Annotated in this window: 20 protein-coding genes; 11 read left to right on the top strand and 9 right to left on the bottom strand. The window is 56.1% G+C overall.

What is annotated here, in order from left to right; genetic code table 11:
• Window positions 1-51 precede the first annotated feature (51 nt).
• Window positions 52-771, top strand: coding sequence for an SDR family NAD(P)-dependent oxidoreductase (locus VNX88_18040; GenBank protein HWY70573.1), 720 nt, complete (start codon window positions 52-54; stop codon window positions 769-771).
• A gap of 44 nt (window positions 772-815) precedes the next feature.
• Here the strand turns inward: VNX88_18040 and VNX88_18035 are convergent, their stop codons facing one another.
• Together VNX88_18035 and VNX88_18030 are read right to left on the bottom strand one after the other, a co-directional pair.
• The gene (locus tag VNX88_18035; protein ID HWY70572.1) at window positions 816-2,831 is read right to left on the bottom strand and encodes a glycosyltransferase family 39 protein; all 2,016 of its coding nucleotides are present in this window, start codon (window positions 2,829-2,831) and stop codon (window positions 816-818) included.
• Between the two features lie 244 nt (window positions 2,832-3,075).
• On the bottom strand, window positions 3,076-4,113 hold the full coding sequence (locus tag VNX88_18030; GenBank protein ID HWY70571.1) for an alcohol dehydrogenase: 1,038 nt from the start codon (window positions 4,111-4,113) through the stop codon (window positions 3,076-3,078).
• A gap of 254 nt (window positions 4,114-4,367) precedes the next feature.
• Here VNX88_18030 and VNX88_18025 point away from each other — a divergent pair, with 254 nt between their 5' ends.
• The 3 genes from VNX88_18025 to VNX88_18015 all read left to right on the top strand — a co-directional run bounded on the left by VNX88_18025 (window position 4,368) and on the right by VNX88_18015 (window position 6,307).
• Window positions 4,368-5,180, top strand: a complete 813-nt coding sequence (locus VNX88_18025; GenBank protein HWY70570.1) for a hypothetical protein — start codon at window positions 4,368-4,370, stop codon at window positions 5,178-5,180.
• A 165-nt stretch (window positions 5,181-5,345) separates the two neighbouring features.
• Complete coding sequence (locus VNX88_18020) at window positions 5,346-5,615, top strand: hypothetical protein (GenBank protein ID HWY70569.1); 270 nt, start codon at window positions 5,346-5,348, stop codon at window positions 5,613-5,615.
• Window positions 5,616-5,902: 287 nt separating this feature from the next.
• On the top strand, window positions 5,903-6,307 hold the full coding sequence (locus VNX88_18015) for a VOC family protein (GenBank protein HWY70568.1): 405 nt from the start codon (window positions 5,903-5,905) through the stop codon (window positions 6,305-6,307).
• Window positions 6,308-6,557: 250 nt separating this feature from the next.
• On the opposite strand, the gene VNX88_18010 is transcribed toward VNX88_18015, so the two are convergent.
• Window positions 6,558-7,079 carry a hypothetical protein gene (locus tag VNX88_18010; protein HWY70567.1) on the bottom strand — a complete coding sequence of 174 codons (522 nt, stop codon included), beginning with the start codon at window positions 7,077-7,079 and terminating at the stop codon, window positions 6,558-6,560.
• Between the two features lie 207 nt (window positions 7,080-7,286).
• Between VNX88_18010 and VNX88_18005 the strand changes: the two genes are divergently transcribed.
• From VNX88_18005 to VNX88_17990, 4 genes are all read left to right on the top strand, one after another.
• Window positions 7,287-7,928 (top strand): sigma-70 family RNA polymerase sigma factor, encoded by a 642-nt coding sequence (locus VNX88_18005; GenBank protein ID HWY70566.1) that lies wholly within the window; start codon window positions 7,287-7,289, stop codon window positions 7,926-7,928.
• Window positions 7,925-8,566, top strand: coding sequence for a hypothetical protein (locus VNX88_18000; GenBank protein ID HWY70565.1), 642 nt, complete (start codon window positions 7,925-7,927; stop codon window positions 8,564-8,566). The genes VNX88_18005 and VNX88_18000 overlap by 4 nt, the downstream gene beginning before the upstream one ends.
• A 45-nt stretch (window positions 8,567-8,611) precedes the next feature.
• Window positions 8,612-9,559: a hypothetical protein gene (locus VNX88_17995; GenBank protein HWY70564.1), complete on the top strand. Its 948-nt coding sequence runs from the start codon at window positions 8,612-8,614 to the stop codon at window positions 9,557-9,559.
• 349 nt (window positions 9,560-9,908) lie between these two features.
• Entirely contained in the window at window positions 9,909-10,172 is a 264-nt protein-coding gene (locus VNX88_17990) for a hypothetical protein (GenBank protein ID HWY70563.1), read from the top strand.
• Between the two features lie 152 nt (window positions 10,173-10,324).
• On the opposite strand, the gene VNX88_17985 is transcribed toward VNX88_17990, so the two are convergent.
• The 3 genes from VNX88_17985 to VNX88_17975 all read right to left on the bottom strand — a co-directional run bounded on the left by VNX88_17985 (window position 10,325) and on the right by VNX88_17975 (window position 15,096).
• On the bottom strand, window positions 10,325-11,083 hold the full coding sequence (locus tag VNX88_17985) for a hypothetical protein (GenBank protein HWY70562.1): 759 nt from the start codon (window positions 11,081-11,083) through the stop codon (window positions 10,325-10,327).
• A gap of 780 nt (window positions 11,084-11,863) precedes the next feature.
• On the bottom strand, window positions 11,864-13,192 hold the full coding sequence (locus VNX88_17980) for an ankyrin repeat domain-containing protein (GenBank protein HWY70561.1): 1,329 nt from the start codon (window positions 13,190-13,192) through the stop codon (window positions 11,864-11,866).
• Between the two features lie 656 nt (window positions 13,193-13,848).
• Window positions 13,849-15,096, bottom strand: a complete 1,248-nt coding sequence (locus tag VNX88_17975) for a GGDEF domain-containing protein (GenBank protein ID HWY70560.1) — start codon at window positions 15,094-15,096, stop codon at window positions 13,849-13,851.
• 262 nt (window positions 15,097-15,358) lie between these two features.
• Here VNX88_17975 and VNX88_17970 point away from each other — a divergent pair, with 262 nt between their 5' ends.
• The 3 genes from VNX88_17970 to VNX88_17960 all read left to right on the top strand — a co-directional run bounded on the left by VNX88_17970 (window position 15,359) and on the right by VNX88_17960 (window position 18,760).
• Window positions 15,359-15,742, top strand: a complete 384-nt coding sequence (locus tag VNX88_17970; protein ID HWY70559.1) for a DoxX family protein — start codon at window positions 15,359-15,361, stop codon at window positions 15,740-15,742.
• A 104-nt stretch (window positions 15,743-15,846) separates the two neighbouring features.
• Window positions 15,847-17,355 carry a sodium:solute symporter gene (locus VNX88_17965; protein HWY70558.1) on the top strand — a complete coding sequence of 503 codons (1,509 nt, stop codon included), beginning with the start codon at window positions 15,847-15,849 and terminating at the stop codon, window positions 17,353-17,355.
• Window positions 17,356-17,359: 4 nt separating this feature from the next.
• Window positions 17,360-18,760 carry an amino acid permease gene (locus VNX88_17960; protein HWY70557.1) on the top strand — a complete coding sequence of 467 codons (1,401 nt, stop codon included), beginning with the start codon at window positions 17,360-17,362 and terminating at the stop codon, window positions 18,758-18,760.
• On the opposite strand, the gene VNX88_17955 is transcribed toward VNX88_17960, so the two are convergent.
• From VNX88_17955 to VNX88_17945, 3 genes are read right to left on the bottom strand one after another with little or no spacing between them, the layout of a single operon-like run.
• Entirely contained in the window at window positions 18,729-19,088 is a 360-nt protein-coding gene (locus tag VNX88_17955) for a sulfite exporter TauE/SafE family protein (protein ID HWY70556.1), read from the bottom strand. The genes VNX88_17960 and VNX88_17955 overlap by 32 nt on opposite strands.
• 31 nt (window positions 19,089-19,119) lie before the next feature.
• On the bottom strand, window positions 19,120-19,455 hold the full coding sequence (locus VNX88_17950; GenBank protein HWY70555.1) for a PilZ domain-containing protein: 336 nt from the start codon (window positions 19,453-19,455) through the stop codon (window positions 19,120-19,122).
• Window positions 19,456-19,463: 8 nt separating this feature from the next.
• Window positions 19,464-21,173: a hypothetical protein gene (locus tag VNX88_17945; protein HWY70554.1), complete on the bottom strand. Its 1,710-nt coding sequence runs from the start codon at window positions 21,171-21,173 to the stop codon at window positions 19,464-19,466.
• Between the last annotated feature and the right edge of the window lie 190 nt (window positions 21,174-21,363).

The following is a 21,363-nucleotide window of genomic DNA, read 5'->3' as shown; positions in this document are numbered from 1 at the left end:
TGCGCTCCCCGTCCGTGGGAACGGGGCCGCAAGAATGGTCTGAGGCATTCAATGAACGCAAGATTCTCCGGCAAACTGGCGTTGGTCACGGGCGGCACTGGCGCATTGGGACGCGCCGTGAGTGTGGGGTTTCTGAAGGAAGGAGCCAAGGTCGTGGTCACCTACCGCGGGCAGGAAGAATTCGACGATCTAAAGCGCATTGCGGGCTCCGATGCTTTATCCCTTCAAGGCCAGCGAGTGGACGTTACGGACGAAATTGCCACGAATCGCTTAGTTCAAGGAGTTGTTGCAGAACACGGCCGTCTGGACGTCGTCGTTAATACCGTGGGAGCTTACGCCGGGGGTGTGAAGTTGTGGGAAATGGACTCAAGGGTCTTCGATCAAATGCTGGCAGCCAATTTACGCTCGGGCTACGTCGTCTCCCGCGCAGTTGTGCCAGTAATGCTCGCACAGAAATACGGAGTAATCATAAACATCGCATCGAAAGCTGCTTTCGATCATGCGGCCGGTAATGCCGCCTACGCCGCTTCAAAGGCTGCCGCGGTGGCCATGATGGATTCATTGGCAGAAGATCTTAGGGGTACCGGCGTGCGGGTCAATTCGATATTACCCAGCATCATTGATACGGAAGCAAACCGGAAAGCAATGCGCAACGCTGACTATGCGCGATGGCCGAAGCCGGAAGACATCGCACGCGTGATCCTCTTCCTGGCCAGCGATGACGCCAAAGTAATCCACGGTGCAGCGGTGCCCGTGTATGGAAACAGCTGAAGGGTTCGAACACAAGCCCGATCGAATCTCTGTATCGGACCAGTTTACCGATCGATCCCGTTTCGGGCCTCAGCGATCTCCGCTGGATACCATGCTGCGCCGGTTTGTTCCGCTTGTTTTAACGCAACGGCATAGGCGTTCTTCGCTTCGTCATGTCTGCCCAGGCGTTCCAGAGCGTGCGCTTGCTTCAAACGTGCGCGCACACTGGTTGGAGTGAGCGTGAGTGCCGCTTCGGCATCGTGCAGCGCTGCAGAAGCGTCTCGCTGGAGTTCACTATTTGCTTTGATCGCGTAGCTCACGGCCTGCACTGGGCGAAGATCAAATGTGCCGCGATAGACGAGCATTGCTCCTCCGATGTTGTCGGACGGTTTGACGCTATGAAATACCTTGTAAGGCTGCAATTCGCCCGGCTCCCATTCCACTCCCGCATAGCTCAGTCCGCTAATGATGAACAGTCCGGTTGCCTCAGCCGGAGGCATGGGCAGCAAGTCTCCGGGATTCCCGGGGAGCACTTTGCAGGGCACTCCGTAGTAGTTGAGGTCGGCCGCGCCGTCATACGCGATCCAGCAGTCCGTGATGTTGCGCTGTTTCAGCCATAACGCCGTCTGATACAGCGCTTGTCCCCAGTCATTGTTGGAATCGGTCAGATACTTATACGTATTCCGTGAGCCGCCCAGGAACTCGTCCGAATAGGGAAAGTAATCCGGATAGGCAAATACTGCGGAGGCCATGTGCGCAGCGACAAGGACTCCGGGCAGTAGAGCCAAAGATTTTCTCTTGGCGTTCCGCACGAAATATGTGACGCCGCCGGCGATGAATATCGCCAGCAACGGTACCGTGGGAAGCACATGCCGGTAGCCAATATCCAACCCAGAGGTCATGGCTATGCTGTACCAGATCGCTACCGGCAACAGGAGAAACACGCACGCGCGGCGACGCTCCGGGCGAGTCCATCCTCCAGCTACGACGGACAGCACAAGTAGTGCGAGGAAGGCGGGAGTGCTCTTGATGAGAAATGTGACGGGAAAGTAATACCAGACGCCGTGTGGCAGCAGCCGTCCAAGAATCCACGGCGGCAGCCCAGGATGGGAAACATTCAAAACATCCACCAACCCGTAGAGATACGCCAGAGGCAGCAAGTGCCAGCGCGCGGCAAATGGGATCAGCTGGTCCGGCATGACGCCGGTCGTGCCCTCCGACTGTACGCGCGTGAGAAAGTCGGCGAAGCTGACAGTCATAGCGACTCCGTGCGGGCGGGGCCAGAAGCGGAATCCGTACGTTGCCCAAAGAAGACCAACGGCAATCAGAAGAATGAGCGCGAGCCCACCGAATGTTCGCAGATAGCGTTGCGCGCCCCGGCCACGTTCATCGCTACGCATCCATGCATCGGCTGCAGTCAGCGCAATTGCAATAGGAATGACGATCACGCCTGAATGCTTGGCGCAGAGAGTGAGGCCAACCCCCAACCCGGCAAGTACCAGGTTTAGCGGCGTTCTGTTTCGCAGATACCTGTCGAGCAGGAATACTGCCAGAACCAAACCGGCGCTCACGCCCATGTCAGTCGTCACCAGATCCGCATGAGCGATCAGGGTCGGTTCGGCGGCACAGAGCAGCAGGGCGATGATGCCCGCCCAATATCCGAAGAGGTGTCGGGCGTAGAAGAAGACAGCCATCATCAAAACCACTGCGAAGATGAGTGTCGCGGCTCGCCCTTTGAACAAAAGCTGTTGTGCGTCGAGGCCCTGCTTGTAGAGGTAGGCGACGCCCAACTCGTATCCGTGGCCCTTCGATGTCTCTTCTTGTCCGCAGATGCCGGCGCTCGGAGCGGGTGTTCGCGTCATTCGCAACGCGAGTCCCGCTACCATCTTCACTAGTGTCGGATGCTCCGAATTGATGCCGAAGTCGCCACACTCTATGTAGCGATATCCGGCCGCGAGGTGGAAGCCTTCGTCGAATGTCTGCGACATTTGCAGGTGTGAGCGCAAGACCACAACTAGAAAAGTGGCAACCAGCGCGATCGGCAGGAGCATGCGCCACCAGCGGCGCGAGTGGGAGTCCAATCGTTGTCTCTCCTAGTCTTGTAGACGGGAGCGATATTGTAAGTTGATCTTTTGAATTCTCACTTCTGAAGCACTTCTTCCCTGCTCGAAGTATGCCCACTAGGCATCACGGCGACGACAACACCCACAGGAAGAACATTATTCCGGCGTGAACTGATTGAGGTCGTTGATGCCAAGCGACCTCTTAAGTCGGTGCCCGACACGAATCGAAACTCGGCAATTTTCCCCCGCCGCTCGCCAGACCTTACATCGTGAGGACGACGCGGAACTGTGCCTTGCCGCTGATCATTCGCGCGTAACCTTCAGCTGCCCTGTCAAGTGGATACGTTTCAATCATGGGACGCACACCAGTCAGTTCGGCGAACCTCAATGTGTCCTCGGAATCGGTTGGTGTTCCTGAGGCCCAACCTTGAATACTTCGAACTGCGCTGATGAGCTGCACCGGTGTGACCTCAATGGGATCGAATGCCGCACCGATCACCATGAGTTTTCCATGCGGCCCGAGGCCATCGATCAACTCGGACATCGCTTTCGAGCTTGGGGCTGTTGCAAGAATTACCTGTGCGCCGCCCAGCTTTTGCAGTTCCTGCGCTGCGTTCGCTGCTTTGCTGTCGATATAGACGCTGGCTCCGAGCTTCTTTGCGAGCGCTTCGTTTTCTGCCCCGCGTCCAATAGCCGCGACCTTATAGCCGAATTTGTTCGCGAATTGAATTCCGAGGTGACCCAGACCGCCGATACCCTGTATCGCGACAAGGTCGCCCGGGGAGGCGCCGCTGTGGCGCAGAGAATTGAAGGTGGTAACTCCGGCGCAAAGCAATGGAGCTGCTTCGGCGTCGGTCAGGCTGTCCGGTATGGCTACCAGTGCCTCGACGGGAGCCGCCATGTATTCCTGATATCCACCGTCAAAGCTGATGCCGGGAACTTGCAGATTCCGGCAACTGCCAAAGTCTCCGCGGCGGCACGAGATACATGTGCCGTCCTGGCCGCCGTGCCAACCTACGCCGACACGCTGTCCCCTCTTCCACTCCGAAACACCGTCGCCCAGTTCATCGATAATGCCGGCGACTTCGTGTCCGGGAACGCGAGGATACTGAATGCCGGGCCACTGCCCTTCCTTCGTGAAGGCGTCACTGTGGCAGACACCGCAGGCCTTCACCTTGATGCGCACTTGTCCGGTGCCCGGCTCAGGAATCTCGTGCTGGACGAGTTCGAAATCTGCTCCCGGTTTGGGAACCCGGGCAACCTTCATGGGTGCGGTTGCGACTCTTGGCTTTGTTGCCATAAATCCTCCTAGCAATTCTTGACGAGGGTTGGAAGTACTTATTGCTGAGGGCGAGGGTGATTGGGTTTGAGAGTTTGCGCAAAAGAGTGCCCAGTTATTCAAACACATCTCACATGAAAAAGGCACGAAGGCGGAAAGCCAACTGCACCCACCCGCTACCGCAGACGGTTCTGCCATTGCGTGCCCACTTACAATGTAGGAGCACTTGCGCCAAAACAGATAACGTAGACAAAGAATTTGAGGAGAGGCAAATAATGAAGTTCAAACTGAGTTGTGGATTGGCGTTAGCATTGTGCGTCGCCTCGGTGGCGTGGGCTGATTCTTTGGAGTTAAGGAATGGCAGCCTGATTAAGGGCAAGTTCGTGGGCGGCACCGATAGTTATGTCAGCTTCCAGGTCGGGTCGTCGATTCAGAAATACAACATTGCCGACATTGTTTCGCTCAAGTTCGATTCCGAGCCCGCAGGGAACGACAGCCTGAAGCGGCGGAGTTCGCTCTCAGGCGAAAGGGAGACTGCTCGCCCGGTGACATCCAGGCCACCGGCATACGTGACCATCCCGGCGGGAACGCGCGTTTCTGTGCGGATGATTGATGGCGTTGATTCCACGCAGAATCACCCGGGGGATCGCTTCCAGGCTTCCCTACAGGAGCCGCTGACGGCTGACGGTAACGTGGTTGTCCCAAAAGGGGCCGACGTTTACGGGCGATTGACGGAGTCGAAGGAGTCGGGGAAGTTCAGCGGGAAATCGCAACTGCTATTGGAGCTGACGGGCATCGTCGTGAATGGTCAGACTGTCCCCGTGGTGACGGGAGAATATGAACTGACCGGAAAGTCGCGCGGGGCAAGCACTGCGAAGAGAACAGTCGGCGGAGCGGCGGTGGGATCGATCATCGGCGCGATTGCGGGCGGGGGCAAAGGAGCGGCGATTGGCGCGGGTGTCGGCGGAGCGGCTGGCGCAGGATCGGAAGTCATTACCAAGGGAGACCAGGTCAAGATCCCCAGCGAAACCCTGCTCGATTTCACGCTGCAGCAGGAGCTGTCGCTCCCGAGTGCCGCAGGCAGTTAAGTCCACCCAAGGCTACGCCGCTGGGCTACCTGAATGTCGCCTTCGGCGCTAAAAAGTTTGATCGCGTCTCCAAAGAGGCAGCTTCGGACGAGTCTCGGACCTTTCGCGCGGGATTTCTCTAATTCCTATATATACCTGGCGCATCTGAATAGGCGGAGGCAACAAATGGCACAAAGAAATAAGCGCAACCCCGATGAGTTGGGCCCCGACTCGGCAGGCCAGTCGGGCGATATTCAGCAGATACCGAATGTCGCTGACGCGGATTCCGAGAGTGTGGAAGAGTTGGTTGAAGAGGGAAACGCCTTCGAGGCCAATGCGGTTCTCGGCGTGGAAAACGCCGAGGATGCCGATGCTTCAGAGGTGACCACACGTCAGGTACCCGAAGACGATGTTCCGGCGGAGTACCTGACCGATGAAGACGAACACGTCGCGTAACAGCCTTACAGAAGGGTGGTAGGTTCGATTCCCACCACCCCTACCAACCATCTTCCTGATGGACGGACGCTTAACAGGAATACACGGGGCAATTTCCTCAAACCCCGTTTCTGGCTAGTGGTCGGCACTTGTCCGGTAACCCGCCTTATCGGGATTTACATTAGCAAGAGAGGGCAGAGGGCCAGCGTCATGACTGCGGCTCAAGACGCTTGGCTAAAGTCGGAATCTATGCGAGGCTCTTTTCCGCGATTGATGTTGACAAAAACACTTAGCGGGGAGACTCACTCATGAAACGCGTGACAGGCATTGGCGGAATCTTTTTTCAGTCGGAGAGCCCAGCGCATTTGTATGACTGGCATGAGAAGCACCTTGGCATTAAGCGCGAGCCGCACGGACAGGGCGCTACATTTGAGTGGCGCGAGTTGCAGGCGCCGGAAGGAAGTGAGCCGGGTGCAAAGGGGGCGACGGCTTGGTCGATCTTTCCGCGAAGCACGAAGTATTTTGGGGCGAGCAAAGCTAGCTTCATGGTGAACTATCGTGTGGATCATCTGGACGGGTTGCTGGATGAGTTGAAGAAGGCGGGAGTTGAGATTGATCCGCATCGCGAGAACGCCGATTACGGACGGTTTGCGTGGATCATGGATCCCGATGGAAACCGAATTGAATTATGGGAACCGCCGAAGGAGAAATGAAGCAGCGCTACGAGGTTGACTTTCCGCCTCGCTCACCTGCTCTCCCTTTAGCTAAGAAGTTAAGCTGCCGCGATGCGACTCGGTCGCTAACATAATGCCCTCGAAAAGATGTGACGACCGGCACGGGCAGAATTTGTGCGAGCACTCATTGCGAGTGCCCGTTGTCGTCTTGTGCGCAAATTGTCGGTGTCACTCGTTGTCGTCGAGCAGATTCAGTGGCTCCATACACCCGTGTCAAGCTAGGTGACAGCTAGGCCTGCGGGAGCCGTGGGAACGGAACATTGGCGCTGTACTTCTTTTCCAAGACTTCCTTGCCTTGTTCCCTTCCGAATCTTGCATACGTATCCCTTTGCACTAGCCCGTAGATCTCGCGGTAAGCCGCATCGAATACCTTTCGCCTCTTCAAGGCATCAACCCCCTGCTTACTGTCTGCATGGCTGATTACATCCTGGTAAGCGCTCTTGACAGACTCGAACACGGACCCAGAAAGGTTGATGTCTCGCCCTCCTGCGAAACCTCCAAGTGTCGCCGCATTCTTGATGAAATGGTCGTAGAGGAACCGGATAAGTTCAATTCCCCACTTATTTTCCGCATGCCGTTCGTCAACATTGCTGCTCAAGCCGATCACGCCGGGTGGGCAGAAACCGAGCGAAGGATTCACCTTCCTCACAAACTCCAGAAAAACGATGTTCTCGTCGTTGAACTCTTTTTTTGCATACTCCATCAAAGCTTTGGCTTCGTTTGCGGAGTTTAGACATTCTTCCAGTGTCATTCCTACGCTCCCCCTTGGCGCGTTTGTCGGCCTATCAGGCAGCCGAGTCCTTGTGCATGGCTGGGTCCCGGATTATGGGGCCCGATTCTACCACCTGGCATTGCCGGGAGTCCTCAACGTTGACCTGCAGCATGTTGCTTCCAAGACAACCGGCCAACATCTTCGTCTAACTTTTGGAACTTTCTCTCGCTGAGAAGCGAATACGTGATGAACAAACGCTCTACGATCCAGAGCATCGACCGCGCCGTGGACAAAAGTGAGATTCAAAACCCGCTGTTGGGTCGGGCTGTTCGCGGCGATAAAGAGGCATTTGCGCAGCTTTATGATGAACTTTCCGGGCCGCTCTATCGTTTTGCGTTTCACATGCTCGGCGAGCGGGCGCAGGCTGAGGACATCGTGCACGAAGCTTTCCTCACACTGCTGAATCGCGCCAAGGACTTTGATGAAGCGCGGGGGAATCTCTTGAACTTCGCCCTGGGGATCACACGGAAGCTGGTGCTGCGTCATCTGCGCTGGAAGTTGCGATGGTTCACGTCTCAGCCGGAAGACCTGGACAAAGTCGCCACTGATGCAGAAGCGAGCGCACAGGAGAAGCTGGAGCGAGCCGAGACACTGGCGGCAGTGCGGAAAGCAGTGACGAGTCTGCCGCTGAAGTATCGCGAAGTAATAACGCTCTGCGAGCTATGCGAGATGACATATGAAGCCACAGCCGCGCAGATCGGCTGTTCAGTAGGAACGGTGCGCTCGCGATTGCATCGCGCTCATGCATTACTCGCCGACAAACTGAAGCAGCGATTTCGCCCCGAAGAAAAAGAGAGTCCGCAGTTGAGTGAGGTGGTGGCGCCATGACATCTTCGAATTGGCGAGCAGGAAGTAACGAGCGGACTCGCGGGGTACAGGAAGCGGCAGCAAAAGTTTTGGATCCCCAGGCGACTTTGAGATTGTCCGCGGCGGAAGCTGAACCTTCTTCGCAGCTACGGGCTCGCGTCCTTACCAGCTTTGAAGAACGCATAGAGCGTAAGAGCTCTCTCTGGACGTGGCTGGTACCGGCGACTGCAGCGGCAATGGTCGCGGTGGTGCTGATTGCGCTCGGCTATTGGCGATTGCGAGTACCGCGGCCTCCGACACCGCTGCCGACGGCTGCGAACAGGATTGTGGATGTTCGTCCGGTCGCTCCGTCACCTCAGACGCAAGTTGCGTATCCGCGCAGAGACACAGTTACTCGATCGCGAAAGCAAAGTCGTCCGCCTCAAAGGCTCGAGACCCAACGGACCGCTGCAAACAGTGACTTTCCCGTCGCCCAATTCGATAGCCTGCTGTACTGCGACCCTCTTAGCTGTGGCGATCCGATGCAAGTGATTCGCCTGGAAATGCCGGCAGCAAGCGTGGGACGAGCGTATCGACCGCTGGCCCGAAATGGTTTCGTGAACGCCGAAGTGATTGTCGGAACAGATGGTCTGACGCGCGCCGTTCGATTCACGAAGTAGTCGAAGCTAGTCAATGGATTGTGACCACAATATTAAGGAGCTGCAATGAAACAAAGAATCCTCTTCACCGTTGTTGCATTCATCGTTTTAACCTTCGCGCTTAGCTCGGTAGCTTGGTCGCAACAAGGGGGTGAGCCGCCGAAGACGTTCACACGAACTTTTACTGCTCGAGTGGGAGGTCCAGGAATCGCCATGGAACAAGGCTTCGGCGTGGCCGGAGTCAAAGTACTGGACACCATGACCGACGAGGTCGTAAAGGGCGCTCCGTTCAGCGGCACGATGCGGACAGAATCAACACGCACCTTTGCCGACGGCAACAGGATTCATCAAGAGAGCAGCTCGAAGATGTGGCGCGACAAAGACGGACGCGTACGAACTGAGGCGGAGATCGTGCTGCCTCCTGGTCTCGCGCAGGACGCGCCTACTCTGATCACGATCAGCGATCCTGTTGCCAAAGTACGCTATGTGCTCGAGCCCGAAAGGAAGATCGCGCGAAAGCTTCCCTTTGCTCCTGAATTTCAAGTGCGCCATGTTTCCGGTCCCGTCACAGCCGCTGCCGGCCCTGGCGTGATGAATATTGCTGTCGCACCGCCACCAGATGCTGCCGGCGCTCCCGAACAGCGCCGCAACGTCTACTTCTATTCCAAAGGGAAGCGGATGAATAATGAAGATGCCAAATCGGAAAATCTCGGCGAGCGCGATTTTGACGGAGTGCGCGCGACGGGAACGCGGCTGACAACAACTATTCCTGCGGGGGAGATTAATAACGATCGTCCTATCGAGATTGTGAGCGAGACTTGGTACGCGAAGGGTCTGAAAACCACCGTGATGACAAAGCACTCGGATCCGTGGGCCGGCGATTTCACCAGCCGTTTGACCGAGATAAGTACAAATGACCCTGATCCAGGACTGTTCGCTGTTCCGGCCGGGTACAACGTAGTCGAGGACAAGCTTGTAGACGAGATGCTAGCTGCTCCTGCTGCACCAAAATAGTCCAGGAGCGTTTGGTTAGTGATGGTGGGCCGCTGCCTGGTCGCTCAGTCCAGTGCGCGGTTCACCATTTCCTGCGCTTCGCTCACGATCCTGTTAGCGTGTGTGGGTCACGATCCCCTCCACCGGCACTTCTTAAAAAGGATGCGAGCATACGATGGACAGCTGTCAACACTCCTCGACAACTTCAATCCCTGGAAATCTGCCTCTGATTCCCCGCAGCGAGTTTCTCCCCGAGTTTCCCCTTAGGTTCACTCGTGACGAACTGTGATAGATTCGCTTTGCCGCCACTTCCAGTTAGGAAGCGAAGATTCGCTGCGACTCTTTCGTCACTCTAATGGAGGTGTTTTGCATGAATGTGGAAGTGCAACAGCCTGAGTATCCTTATTTTGTGAAGATCGAAACCTCGACAGGCCAGTCCGCGAATGTTCCCATCGCATTCCTGACGCGGCAGCAAGTAGAAAATTTCCTGCAATTTGACTTCAAGCGACTGGTGGAAGAAGCGGGAATCAAAGGTGCTCGCATTCATGTGGAACGAGCCACCACCGCTGACTACAATAAAGTTCTCGGCGAAATCACTGCGTGCCTACGGACTGCTAAGGAGAAAGTCGCATAACCTTAGCAGCACTGTTATGGTCGCGCATTTTGGGCCACACGGGGAGCAGCCTGGACTACGCAATTCTCTCTACAAGCTGAAATCAAGTCGCGCAGTTCAGGCAGTCCTCCGCTGGTGTCTTGGTCCGGGTTTAGCTTTCCCGGATCGCGCTCTTAATCGTCGTCTTTCCCGTTGTCGTCATCCCTCCCTTTTCCGTTGTCGTCATCTCTCCCATTTCCGTTCTGGCCTCTGCCTACCAAGGTGCCATTGATGTCGATGTTGTCGAGAACGGCGAGTCCGAAGTTGTCCGGACCGGCGTCCTGACCTTCGTCAAAAATGATGCTAATGCTCTTCACCTGCGCACCAGGAGCGATCGGGGGAAACGCCGTGGCTGGATCCCAGCGCAGCCTGAGCCATCCATTCCCTACTTTCTGGTGCACCGGGGGAGGAGAGGCGCACCCGATAAAGTGCGTCACATTGTCCTGCGTAGTTACGTTGAATCGGGGCGCGCCGGCGCCGCAATGGGATCCTCGAGTATCGCTGAAATCGACGGGCTTTCGGATGTCATAACCGATTTCTGTGAGTGTTATGCGTTCCACCCCGGTAATCACCGCACCACCGGCGGCAACGTTCGGCGTGGGACCGGTCTTCGCCAACAACAAGCCCTCGACTTTCTTGTCCCGATCGTCGCCGGTCGCGCACGCGGGATCCGTGTAGGTGCTGTCGGGCTTATTGCCACCGGTAGTTGAAACTCCCGCGGAGGTTGGGCATCCGATGCCTGGCAGCCACTTCGCAGCTACAAGGTGTGTGCCTGCGGGATCGAATACAAACGGAATGACGCGAATTTTGCGTGAATGGTCCTCGCTGAACGTGTACTTGGCAGACGCGACGCAGCAGAAACATGTCAGCGTCAGAATCGCAGCTCTCTTCATAGAAGACTTCTCCTTCTGCGGTCGTGTGGTCGTCAACGGAAGTCGGCACTTCAAATAAAGGCGGCCATTCCACACTCTTACAGCGGCCTGTGAAACATTCGCAGTGTCGAAGACTCAACGCTCACTCAGCTGTGCTGAGTTGGGAAATAGGAATGGGACTACCAGACGCAGAATGCGACCTGGCGGAATTAATGTAAAAACAAAACTGAAAGTATGTCAATACGGAACGGGCTAATTCCCTTTTTGGTTAGGTTGTCCGTTTTGTCCCGCTAGTGCCGGTATCGAATCCACCCTGAGGAGCGCAGGCCTTCCCAAGGGCTCCTCGCATTTCCTGGTCATATTGGGAATTAAGCGGCCAATCAGGCTGTGGCCCTTAACCAGATCGAATCGCACGTGGGGCGCGTTACAATGAAGCTTCTTTTCGGCGAGCGAAAAGCGAGCCTTATCTCTGGTATGAGGAACCTATGACAGCGCTGCAGGAATTCAGATGTGAGATCTGTGGGACAGAGACCAGCCATCCTATTCATTGGTTTGTGATTCAGTGCGGAAACGCGAACCTCACGGTTCTTCAATGGAACACCGAAGCTGCGAACGGCGACGGAGCGCGCCATTTCTGCGGAGAAGCCCACGCCCAGATCTACATCAGCCGGTGGTTTAAAGCTGCCTGTTCACCTCCGAAGCCGGACTTCACGAGATCTTCGGCAGCACGGTAGACGTCGGAAAGCCTGCCAACTCTTGCTCAGGTTTTGTTCAACTTGTTCGCTCAGCGGCGTGGCTTGGTCATGCTGTTGCTCCGTAACGACGAAATACCTCTGCAACACGCGCTTTCTCCTCGACTGAACGGTTCCTTACTCGCTTGATCCATGCCAGCCAGCGACCTCGGATGGCTGCCCCAGCGGCGAGGAGTGCGTCAAAAACTGGAACGAAGTCAGCCTCAGGCGCGCCGTGCTCGAACCCGTAGCCAGCGTGTTCGAGCACGGTCCCACCCCATGCATTGATCTCCTCCAGCGGAGCCCCACGATGGAGAAGTAGTCTAACGATGCTGAGGTGTCCGCCGCCGGCCGCCCAATGCAGTGCGGTTGCGCCGCTGTCAGCGCGGTCCTGCAGGTCCGCGCGATGCTCCAGTAGAAAGGCAACGACGCTTTCGCGGCCGTACATGCAGCCCCATAGAAAGCCTTTCTGCAACTGCTTTTTCGTTGCCGGCGCCTTGAGACTGCCATCGGAATGGAAGAGGGTCTCCACCAGATCGATTCGTCCGAGACCTGCGGCACTTTCCAGGTCGAGTTGTGCGCCGCGTGCAGCGAGAAATTCTGCCGCTCGCGGCCGTCCATTCGCGAAGCAGGCAATCAGCGCCGACTGCGCGTTACCCGCGAGATTGGGTTTGTCGATCACTGCGCCGTAGTCCAGCAGGATCTGCAATAGCGGTTCCTGCACGCGAGCGACTTCAGGATGGACACTTGTGGCCGCCAGGCCCAACGTCGTGCATCCGCCGCGGTAAACGTCCGCCTCAGCGTCCACTTCCGCTCCAGACTTCAGCAGATGCTCCGCGATCTCCACGATGTTCTTCGGCGTCTTCTGCCGGTATCCCTCGACACCGTTTGCCGATGTGTAATGGAGAAGGGTGGCGCGATGTTCGCGTGTGGAGCGCTCTAGTACCAACTTGGGATTTTCGCGGAGCAGTCGCCTGAGCGTCTGCACGTCGCCGCAGACGATTGCGTCCGCGGCCGCCTCGAATTGCGCGACCGACGAGTTCTTGCCCGCGAGTTGCTCGATATGTTTGGCCAGTTTGGGCCAACTCATAAATCCGTGCGAACGGGCAATCACAAACTGCGCATCGGTCAGGGCGCACTTGCGCTCCTCCGAAAGCAGCTTCCGCGTGGCGAATTCCGACACTTGTTCGATCCAGCTTCGATTTTCCACGGGAAGGCCTGGAGTGATTTCCAGGCGGCTCAGGCGGACAAGATGGCCGATCCACTCCGACACCCACTCGTGCAGAGCAGCAGAATTTCCGGTCTTGCAGACTTTTACGAGTTCTTTGGCGAGCTTCTTATATTGTTCAAGATTGGGTCGCGAGGGAAGAGGAAGCGCCGCTTGCGGATTGGGAAACATACGAATCTCCTTTCATCGCATGCCTGGAGTCCGCACGAGTCAGGCTGAAAGAAGGTTCGTACCTTCAGTTGTATTTAAGTGGGTGGGCACTGCCCTTTCCGCGGACTGGATGCGCCCCTCGCGCTGACGCCAGCCTAGTTCGTTCCACTAACCGCAGTCAATCGCAGTCCTGGCAATGATCAACTCTACAGAAAGTCCAAGATCTTTTTCGCGAAGCAACGCTGCTTGAATCACCCGGATTCGCCTTGCGGTGCCTCAAAAGGTCGATCCACCGCCCCAGTTCTGTGCTTCGTCGGCCTTGAAAGTGCCCCAAAACTGACGCTTCACCGCCCCAAGTCTCCTGCCCGGATTTTCGAAAATGCTCCTGTCTTGATGTGTTTCCTCTCACCGAGCAGGAAACTGCGCCGTATCTTCTATTTATTCAGGAGCCTATGAACGTCGTGTCTCTTCGCGAAATGTAAATTTTGCGATTAGGGGCATTTTAAGGCGTCTGGAAATTCGGGTGGGGGGATATTCCGGGCCACTATTCTGGGTTGCTCCCATTTTGGGAGCGGCAGCCGCTGGCGCGACCTATGGAGCTTTCTCTGGCGCGTCGGAACCGGCAGGCGCCCGAGCTGCGGCTGCTCGTTAGGCACATCTGCGGGCAGGACGGCGAGCTAGCCGCTGACCACAGTGCAGTTGCGTCCGCTGTTTTTCGCGCGATAAAGGGCCTTGTCGGCTGCCTGTAGTACTTCGTCGGCCGGACGCCCCTCGCCATCGGACGATGCGGCTCCGATACTTACGGTCACCCTCACGCGCTTTTTGGCGTGAAGACGTGGCACTTGCCTCTTTTTCGCTTTCTTGCGTCGTTCACGCCTCTCGGCATCGCGAACCTTGAACGGCGTCGCCTCGATTTTCTTTCGCAGAGTTTCGAGACTCAAGTACGCCTCGTCGACTGACTTGTTGGCGAAGATCACAGCAAACTCTTCTCCGCCGTAGCGGAATGCCTTGCCGCCGCCGGTAACATCCGCCAGGCGCGAGGCGATCATTTGTAGCACCTGGTCACCTGTCTCGTGCCCGTATGTATCGTTGAATTGCTTAAAATGGTCTACATCGACCATCGCCACCGCGTAAGCGTCGCCAACTTTCAGCAACGCCTGATTGAGTGCGCGACGGCTGGGAAGCTGCGTTAGCTCGTCGTGGTAGGCCATCGTATATGAAGTCTCGAGCACCGCGATGCCAAGGATCAGACCTCCGCTAGCGAAGTAAACCGACGAGAGATGACTCGCGCCGCCGGCATTCAGCGCGATGAATGCCGTCACTAGCGCCCAGAAGAGTCCGCTTTCAACCGGCCTGCGGCGGTCGAGCAGATACACCAGCATCACGATGCCCGCCAGTATGAAGGCAAGCAGTGCCGGTTGTGAGAGATGACTCCACTCCGAATAACCCTTGGGAATGATTTCTCCTTGCATCAAACCGGCGGCTCGCACCTGCAAGGGATGAATCAGAACGATCAGTCCAACAAAAACGACTTGTGCTGCGATGAATGCGACTCTGCGCCGGCCGGGGGACGAGATGATTCCACGATCGCGCATGAACGAGAAGGCGAGCAAGTTCAGCGGAAGCAACAGCGCGATCGCGTCGAAAATTGTTTGGTATATTCCTGCGGACGAAAGACGTGGCACCAGCCACAACAGAGCGCGATCCGATAAGGCGACAACCAGTAGAGCAAAAAATAATCGGCTGCAATTGAACACCGCGCTGAGCAGCAGGCCAACGCCGAAAATGATGTAGGGGTAATAATGCCAAAAGGAGGCCGCCATTCCCTGCGGCATCCGCGACTCCATTGCGAGGGCAGAGACCAGCAACACTAATCCCCCAGGGACAATAAGGCGATAAACAGCGCGCAACACCTTTGCGCCCAAGCGACCTCCTGTACCGGATAACTCGGATCAGTTTCAGGAAAGCAGAGTAAGGAAGGCGTCTGCGCGACACCTTCCGCCGCTCCATAGTAGTTTCCGATTCACTCGTGGGGTAGATGACCTTAGTCACTATCCATTTGAAGGCGGGATTCCCCGGCAAAATCCTTGTTGGTATGCGGCAGTTGCCGATACCGAGTACCGCGCATGACAGGTGTACGATGTTCGCGGCCGCGGCCCTTTACCACGTCCATCAGGAGCATTTTTGATGGTCTTCCCAGCCTTAACTCGATACAGCGATCTGGGCTTGCTCTTGCTCAGGCTCATGGTGAGCCTCGTTTTCTTCACCAGTGGATTGAATCACGTGAGAGATCCTGTCGCAAGAAGCAAGAGCATCAATATGAGCAAGAGTTTCACGATCTTCCTGGGCGCGGTCGAGATACTCGGCAGTCTTGGCGTCGCTTTCGGAGTGTTGATCCAGCCCGCGGCGATTGGCCTGATTCTCATCATGTTCGGAGCGATTCAGAAGAAGATCTTCGTGTGGCGTATTGAGTTTTGGGCCAATAACGGTTGGAACTACGAACTGATGCTGATCGTCATGTGTCTAGTCATCCTGTTCACAGGTGGCGGACGATACGTGCTTTGGGCGTGAGAATCGCCAGGATCCTCTATCCACAGGGCGCTGTCGTCGCAAGCACGAGCCACCTTCCCACACATCCCTAACTCCTGTATCGTCATGGAAACTTCATATTCCGCATGGGACTCAACCCTCTCGATCTCGCTCTGATCGCAATTTATCTGGTCGGCATCACGCTGTTTGGCATTCACTTTCGTTCTGCCGATCGTTCTCTCAAGAGCTATTTCCTTGCTGATCGCAACATTCCCTGGTGGGCGATCTCTCTATCGATAGTCTCGGCTGAAACCAGCACGCTGACAGTGATCAGCATTCCCGGATTGGCATACGACCGCGACTTCGGCTTCCTGCAAATCGTGCTTGGCTACCTCGTTGCGCGCATCCTGATTTGCATCATTTTCATACCCCAATACTTTCGCGGCGAGTTCTACACCGCATATCAACTCATCGACCGCCGCTTCGGACCGCGTCTACATCGCTTCACTGCAGGACTCTTCCTGGCAACGCGCGCGGCAGCGGAAGGCGTGCGCGTCTGGGCGATCTCCATCGTCGTGGGCATTGCGCTGACCAGTATCTTTGCCCATTTCGGAATCACGCCAGAGACTCGCGACATTCTTTCGGTGGCAATCATTACCCTGCTGACGCTTATCTATACGTTCGAAGGTGGGATGTCGGCGGTAGTGTGGACTGATGTTGTCCAGATGACGATCTACGTTGCCGGAACGGTGATCGGGTTCTTCACCATCCTGCACTTAGTGCCGGGAGGCTGGAACACGGTGGATCAGATCGCCGGCGCTGCCGGCAAGTTCCGCATTTTTGATTTCAGCTTCAGTCCATCGAACAGCTACAGCTTTTGGGCGGGCCTAATCGGCGGAACTTTCCTCACGACGTCCACTCACGGTACCGATCAATTGATGGTGCAACGCTTGCTTGCAGCCAAGAATGAGAGTCAGGCAAAGCTCGCGTTGTTGTCGAGTGGCGTATTTATTTTCATTCAATTCGGCCTTTTTCTTCTGGTGGGCGCTTCCCTGTTCGCGTTTTATAAGCTGTTTCCCCCGCTGGTTGCGTTCACGAGTTCCGATCGAATTTTTCCAACGTTCATCGTGAACCGAATGCCGCACGGGATATCAGGCATCCTGATTGCCGCGATTCTGGCTGCTGCGATGTCGAACTTGAGCGCTGCGTTGAATTCTCTCTCGTCGACAACCGTTGTGGACTTCTACATGCGTCTTCGTCCTGAAGCAACTGAGCAACGCCGTGTCTCTGTTTCCCGTTTTGCAACCGTACTATGGGGACTCGTGCTCTTTGGGCTGGCTCTGCTCTCCCGGCACGGAGGACGCGTGGTTGAGATCGGCTTGACGATCATCTCCGTGGCGTACGGCTCGCTGCTTGGAGTCTTCCTGCTGGGAATCCTGACTCGTCGGGCTACTGAAGGCGGCGCAATTGTTGGTATGGCCTGTGGCCTGGCGATCAATCTCTATCTCTGGCTGGGTGCAGATCATTTTGCAAGTTGGGCGGGCTTCCGCATCGCCTATACCTGGCTGGTAGCCATCGGAACCGTCGTGACCTTCGCCGTGGGATACGCAATCAGTACGCTGACATCGCCGTCGTTGGAGAGAGCGCGTGCTTAGCCCTGTGACAGCAAGAACAGAGTCTCGACAACTCCCGCGGGCACTAGGGCTGCGCCATGCAATTGCGATCGTGGTTGGCACCGTCATCGGCAGCGGCATCTTCCTGGTTCCTAAAGAAATGATGCAGGCAGTCGGGTCCGCGAAGCTGGTCTATCTTGCCTGGATTGTAGGCGGCGTTCTTTCGATTTTTGGCGCATTAACCTATGCGGAGCTCGGCGCGCTTAAACCGCAGGCGGGTGGTGAGTATGTTTACGTTCGCGATGGATACGGACCGGTAGCCGGCTTTCTCTACGCGTGGACGTGGTTCGTGATCGCAAAGCCTGCCTCGATTGCCACGATTACGACCGGCTTAATGCGGATTCTGGGCACCTTCAGCGCTTTTCACTTTCTGACAGAAAACGCCATCTCCTCACCTTTTGCAATCACCTGGGCACAGATTGGAGCGATGGTCGTAACCATCGTCATTTCGGGACTCAACTACATTGGCGTTCGACGAGCCGGAGACTTTCAATACATTTTCACCTGGCTCAAGGTGCTGATGATCGCCGCGATCGTCGGCATCGCGTTCAGCTTCCGCGGCGGCACCTTCTCTAACTTCTCGACAACATACCCAGGAGCCACCGGTGGCATCAGCGGCTTCATGGTCGCGCTAGTTGCGGCGTTATGGGCCTACGACGGCTGGAACGATCTCAACATGGTGAGCGAAGAGATCGAACGGCCTGAGCGCAATATTCCCCTCGGCCTGATCGTTGGCGTGTTGCTGGTTGCGGCGTTGTATATGGCCACCAACGCAGCCGTGCAGTATGTGCTGCCGGCAGCGCAGGTTGCTGGTTCGGAGCGTCCCGCATCTGACGCCACGCGGCTAGCGATCGGTGCGGTCGGCGCGGCCGTTGTTTCAGCCGGAATGGCTCTTTCGATGGTCGTTGGTCTAAATGGAACTGTAATGAGCGGAGGGAGAGTGCCGTTTGCAGTTGCTCGTGACGGCTATTTTTTCCGCGCGTTGGCAGAAGTACATCCCAGATATTTCACGCCGGGTAACGCACTTGTAGTACAGGCCGCCCTTGCCTGCGTTCTCCTGCTCGTGATCTCGCGCTTTCAGCAGCTCTTTTCGATTGCTATTTTCGCTGAGTGGCTCTTCTACATGATTGCCGCAAGTACGATCTTCATCTTCCGCAAGCGCATGCCAGACGTACTGCGTCCATATCGCGCCTGGGGATATCCGGTGGTGCCCGCGATTTTTATCGCGGCCGCAGCTTTCCTTCTCTATTCGACGTTCACGGAGAACTTAAAGAGATCGCTCCTGGGAAGCGCAGTGATCCTGATGGGAATTCCGGTATTCCTTTACTTCCGTTCTCAATCGCGAAGCGCCGGGATTACTTCTGAAAGAACATCTTCGCCGCAGTAACTGCAAGCAAGATAGCGAACATTTTTCTCAGGACGTTCTGTGGTATCTGCTGAGCCCAGGAGCCACCGAAGTAAGCGCCGAAGATGAATCCCAGCGCAATCAGTATCGCCATCCTTACATCGACGTTGCCGGCCTTGTAGTACTCGATGAACGCCAGGATGCCGATTGGCGCCAACAATACACCGATGGAAGTGCCCTGCGCACGACGCTGACTCATGTGAAAACCATAGACCAAAGCGGGAATAATGATGATGCCCCCGCCGATCCCAACGAGACCAGACAAAATCCCCGTCGCAAAACCAAGTAAGAGCGAGATGAAGATTGTCACGCCGCGACCTCTCGATCAGATTGTTGAGCTGCTACTTCTTGCCTGCGGAATAGTACTTGCCGATGATCACGCCGATTTCGACTGCGGAATCTGGGCCGAGATCTTCGAACGCGAAGCCAATGCCCTTGTCTTCGGTATATCGAACTTCGCAACTCAGGTTGCGCTCAATGCCCTCGCTCGGATCGACAATGCGGAGCAACACCATCTCTCCGGCACGATAGCTTTTGGGGTCGCACTCGCAGAAGAGCCCGCCTTGCCCGATTACTCGAAGGGCACCTAAACGTTTTCCGTTGGCGTCCTCGACGTATGCGCCCGATTTCTGTGGCAGTGAAACGCGCTCGTACTTCCGCTTTTCGATGTTGTGCATGGATCTCCTTATTGAACCTTTTCAGGAAAAGGCTGTACGGGATCTACATCTACTGGCACACTGCGCAATTGCGCGAGACTCGATCTGAGTTCACTCGGCATTACCTCATATTTCTGGAACCAGGCGGCGGCGCGATTACGATCGCCGGTCGCTTCCTGCTCCAGCAATTCTTTGGCGAGCGAGGCGATAGCATCCGGCATCTTCGCGTAATCGATGTGATAGCGTCCTGACGTATCGCGAGTAATGGCCTTCTGCTCGCTTAAATAATTGAATTCCATCATTTCTGCGCGACCGTGGGCCTCGCCTGTGCCGAAGCGCACAGTGCGGAAAATACCGGCGACGTAGGAGGCGTAGTACTCCTGTTCGCGCTCCTTAGGTAAGACGCCTTTGTCTATCAGGAATTTCAGACTGTGCATTCCAACCACGTCGGCCTTTGCTTCTTCCAGCCCGGCAAATAAATCGCCCAGAGCCTCGCGAATATCTTTTCGGCCCGTAGAAGTCCGCGAATATGCTGGCCCAAGACCATGGCAGATCTCATGCATCACCGTCGATGCCATATAACCGTCAGCGCTCGCCTGCGCCGCTTGCTGTGGATCCATGATGTCCTTGCCGAGCGGCAGGATAACGTAGTTAACACGCGCATCCATGTAGTTCTTGAAGAAGATTTTCTTTGTGCCCTTCTGCTCGTGAATGCGCGGATCGTTGGGAAGATTGTCCGCAACCGCCTGATAGCCGTGCCGCAAATCTCCTCCGCGAAACGGCGTGTCGAGGACTTCCATCGGCGTGGGCTGCCCCGCCTTCGACGGACGATCTTCTGGCGCGAGCGGCAATGCGTCCTGGATCTCCGGCACATGCTCCTGATACGTCGCGAGCTTCACACTCTCCGCTTCATTGCGGATCATCACCGCCGCGCCGTACGACGTCTTCACGCCGAGCACACCATCGATATAGGTTTCGTACGGCGCCATGATCACGTCGAATTTCGGATTCTGCAGATCGACCCAGGCCAGGTCGCTCTTGTAATAGTCGTCCGACAAAAGAGCGTCGGCGCGGAGTCGAAGGAAATCGGCAAACGCTTTGTCGTCCGAAAGATCGGCAGCTTCACGCAGAGCCTTTGCCGCGGGAATCAGAAACTGGCGATATGCGACGTGATATGGAATCGCCTCAAGTCGGTCCCCATTTCGGCGAATCACTGTGTACGGACTGTAGAGCTCATCCTTTTGGTCAGGATGAGCTGCGACATACTTCTCTAGTTCCTCGCGTGTCAGTCCTTCCGGATACAAGCCGCGCCCAGGTGACATCGGCTGCGTTCCGATGAACGGCTTGTTCTCGTTCGTCAGGTCGAAACGGCCACCATTGATGATGAGAAAGCGTCGCAGTTCGGAGTCTCGTGCAGTCTGCGATTTCTCCAGGCGCTTATAAAGCTCCAGGCCCTCTGGATCATTCTGACGCCAGAAAATGTCATCGAGATATTGCGATGCATCGACCAACTTGCCGACCATCTGTAGCTCGCGAGGCGGCAGCTTGGATTTGTCGAACGGAATCACTACTCGCTTGTATTTCGCGAGTCGCTCTGCGAGGTCTGGAACAACATAGGGAGGTTTGGCAAATTTAGACGTGCCGTGATGAGCTACCGAGCCGGTTTTCTTTTGAGTGGACTGTGCAATGAGTAAGGAAGAAATCAGCAACGCTGCTGAAAGGGATCTCAAGATGGACACGGGCGATTTTAACAGGCGCGTTCCCAAAGGTTTTTGCGAAGCTCGCGTTTATACATTCACTGTCATCCTGAGCCCCTGCTTTGGGCGAAGGACCTCCCGCAATGCGTCGGATGCCAACGTCCTGTCACGGCTTTTCTGGCCAAGAAAGCTGGTGTTCATGGTGGGGAAAGCGAAAGAACCACTTCTTCGC

This window comes from Terriglobales bacterium (genome assembly GCA_035567895.1).
Lineage (GTDB): Bacteria > Acidobacteriota > Terriglobia > Terriglobales > Acidobacteriaceae > Gp1-AA112.
This window is presented reverse-complemented; position numbering and strand designations above follow the sequence as displayed.

Coding starts and splice junctions, on each gene's coding strand:
- VNX88_17985 (HWY70562.1), bottom strand. CDS start 11,083: ATGAAGAGAGCTGCGATTCTGACGCTGACATGTTTCTGCTGCGTCGCG.
- VNX88_17950 (HWY70555.1), bottom strand. CDS start 19,455: ATGCACAACATCGAAAAGCGGAAGTACGAGCGCGTTTCACTGCCACAG.
- VNX88_17970 (HWY70559.1), top strand. CDS start 15,359: ATGGTCTTCCCAGCCTTAACTCGATACAGCGATCTGGGCTTGCTCTTG.
- VNX88_18040 (HWY70573.1), top strand. CDS start 52: ATGAACGCAAGATTCTCCGGCAAACTGGCGTTGGTCACGGGCGGCACT.
- VNX88_17995 (HWY70564.1), top strand. CDS start 8,612: ATGAAACAAAGAATCCTCTTCACCGTTGTTGCATTCATCGTTTTAACC.
- VNX88_18005 (HWY70566.1), top strand. CDS start 7,287: ATGAACAAACGCTCTACGATCCAGAGCATCGACCGCGCCGTGGACAAA.
- VNX88_18015 (HWY70568.1), top strand. CDS start 5,903: ATGAAACGCGTGACAGGCATTGGCGGAATCTTTTTTCAGTCGGAGAGC.
- VNX88_18020 (HWY70569.1), top strand. CDS start 5,346: ATGGCACAAAGAAATAAGCGCAACCCCGATGAGTTGGGCCCCGACTCG.
- VNX88_18030 (HWY70571.1), bottom strand. CDS start 4,113: ATGGCAACAAAGCCAAGAGTCGCAACCGCACCCATGAAGGTTGCCCGG.
- VNX88_17980 (HWY70561.1), bottom strand. CDS start 13,192: ATGTTTCCCAATCCGCAAGCGGCGCTTCCTCTTCCCTCGCGACCCAAT.
- VNX88_18025 (HWY70570.1), top strand. CDS start 4,368: ATGAAGTTCAAACTGAGTTGTGGATTGGCGTTAGCATTGTGCGTCGCC.
- VNX88_17990 (HWY70563.1), top strand. CDS start 9,909: ATGAATGTGGAAGTGCAACAGCCTGAGTATCCTTATTTTGTGAAGATC.
- VNX88_17965 (HWY70558.1), top strand. CDS start 15,847: ATGGGACTCAACCCTCTCGATCTCGCTCTGATCGCAATTTATCTGGTC.
- VNX88_18010 (HWY70567.1), bottom strand. CDS start 7,079: ATGACACTGGAAGAATGTCTAAACTCCGCAAACGAAGCCAAAGCTTTG.
- VNX88_18000 (HWY70565.1), top strand. CDS start 7,925: ATGACATCTTCGAATTGGCGAGCAGGAAGTAACGAGCGGACTCGCGGG.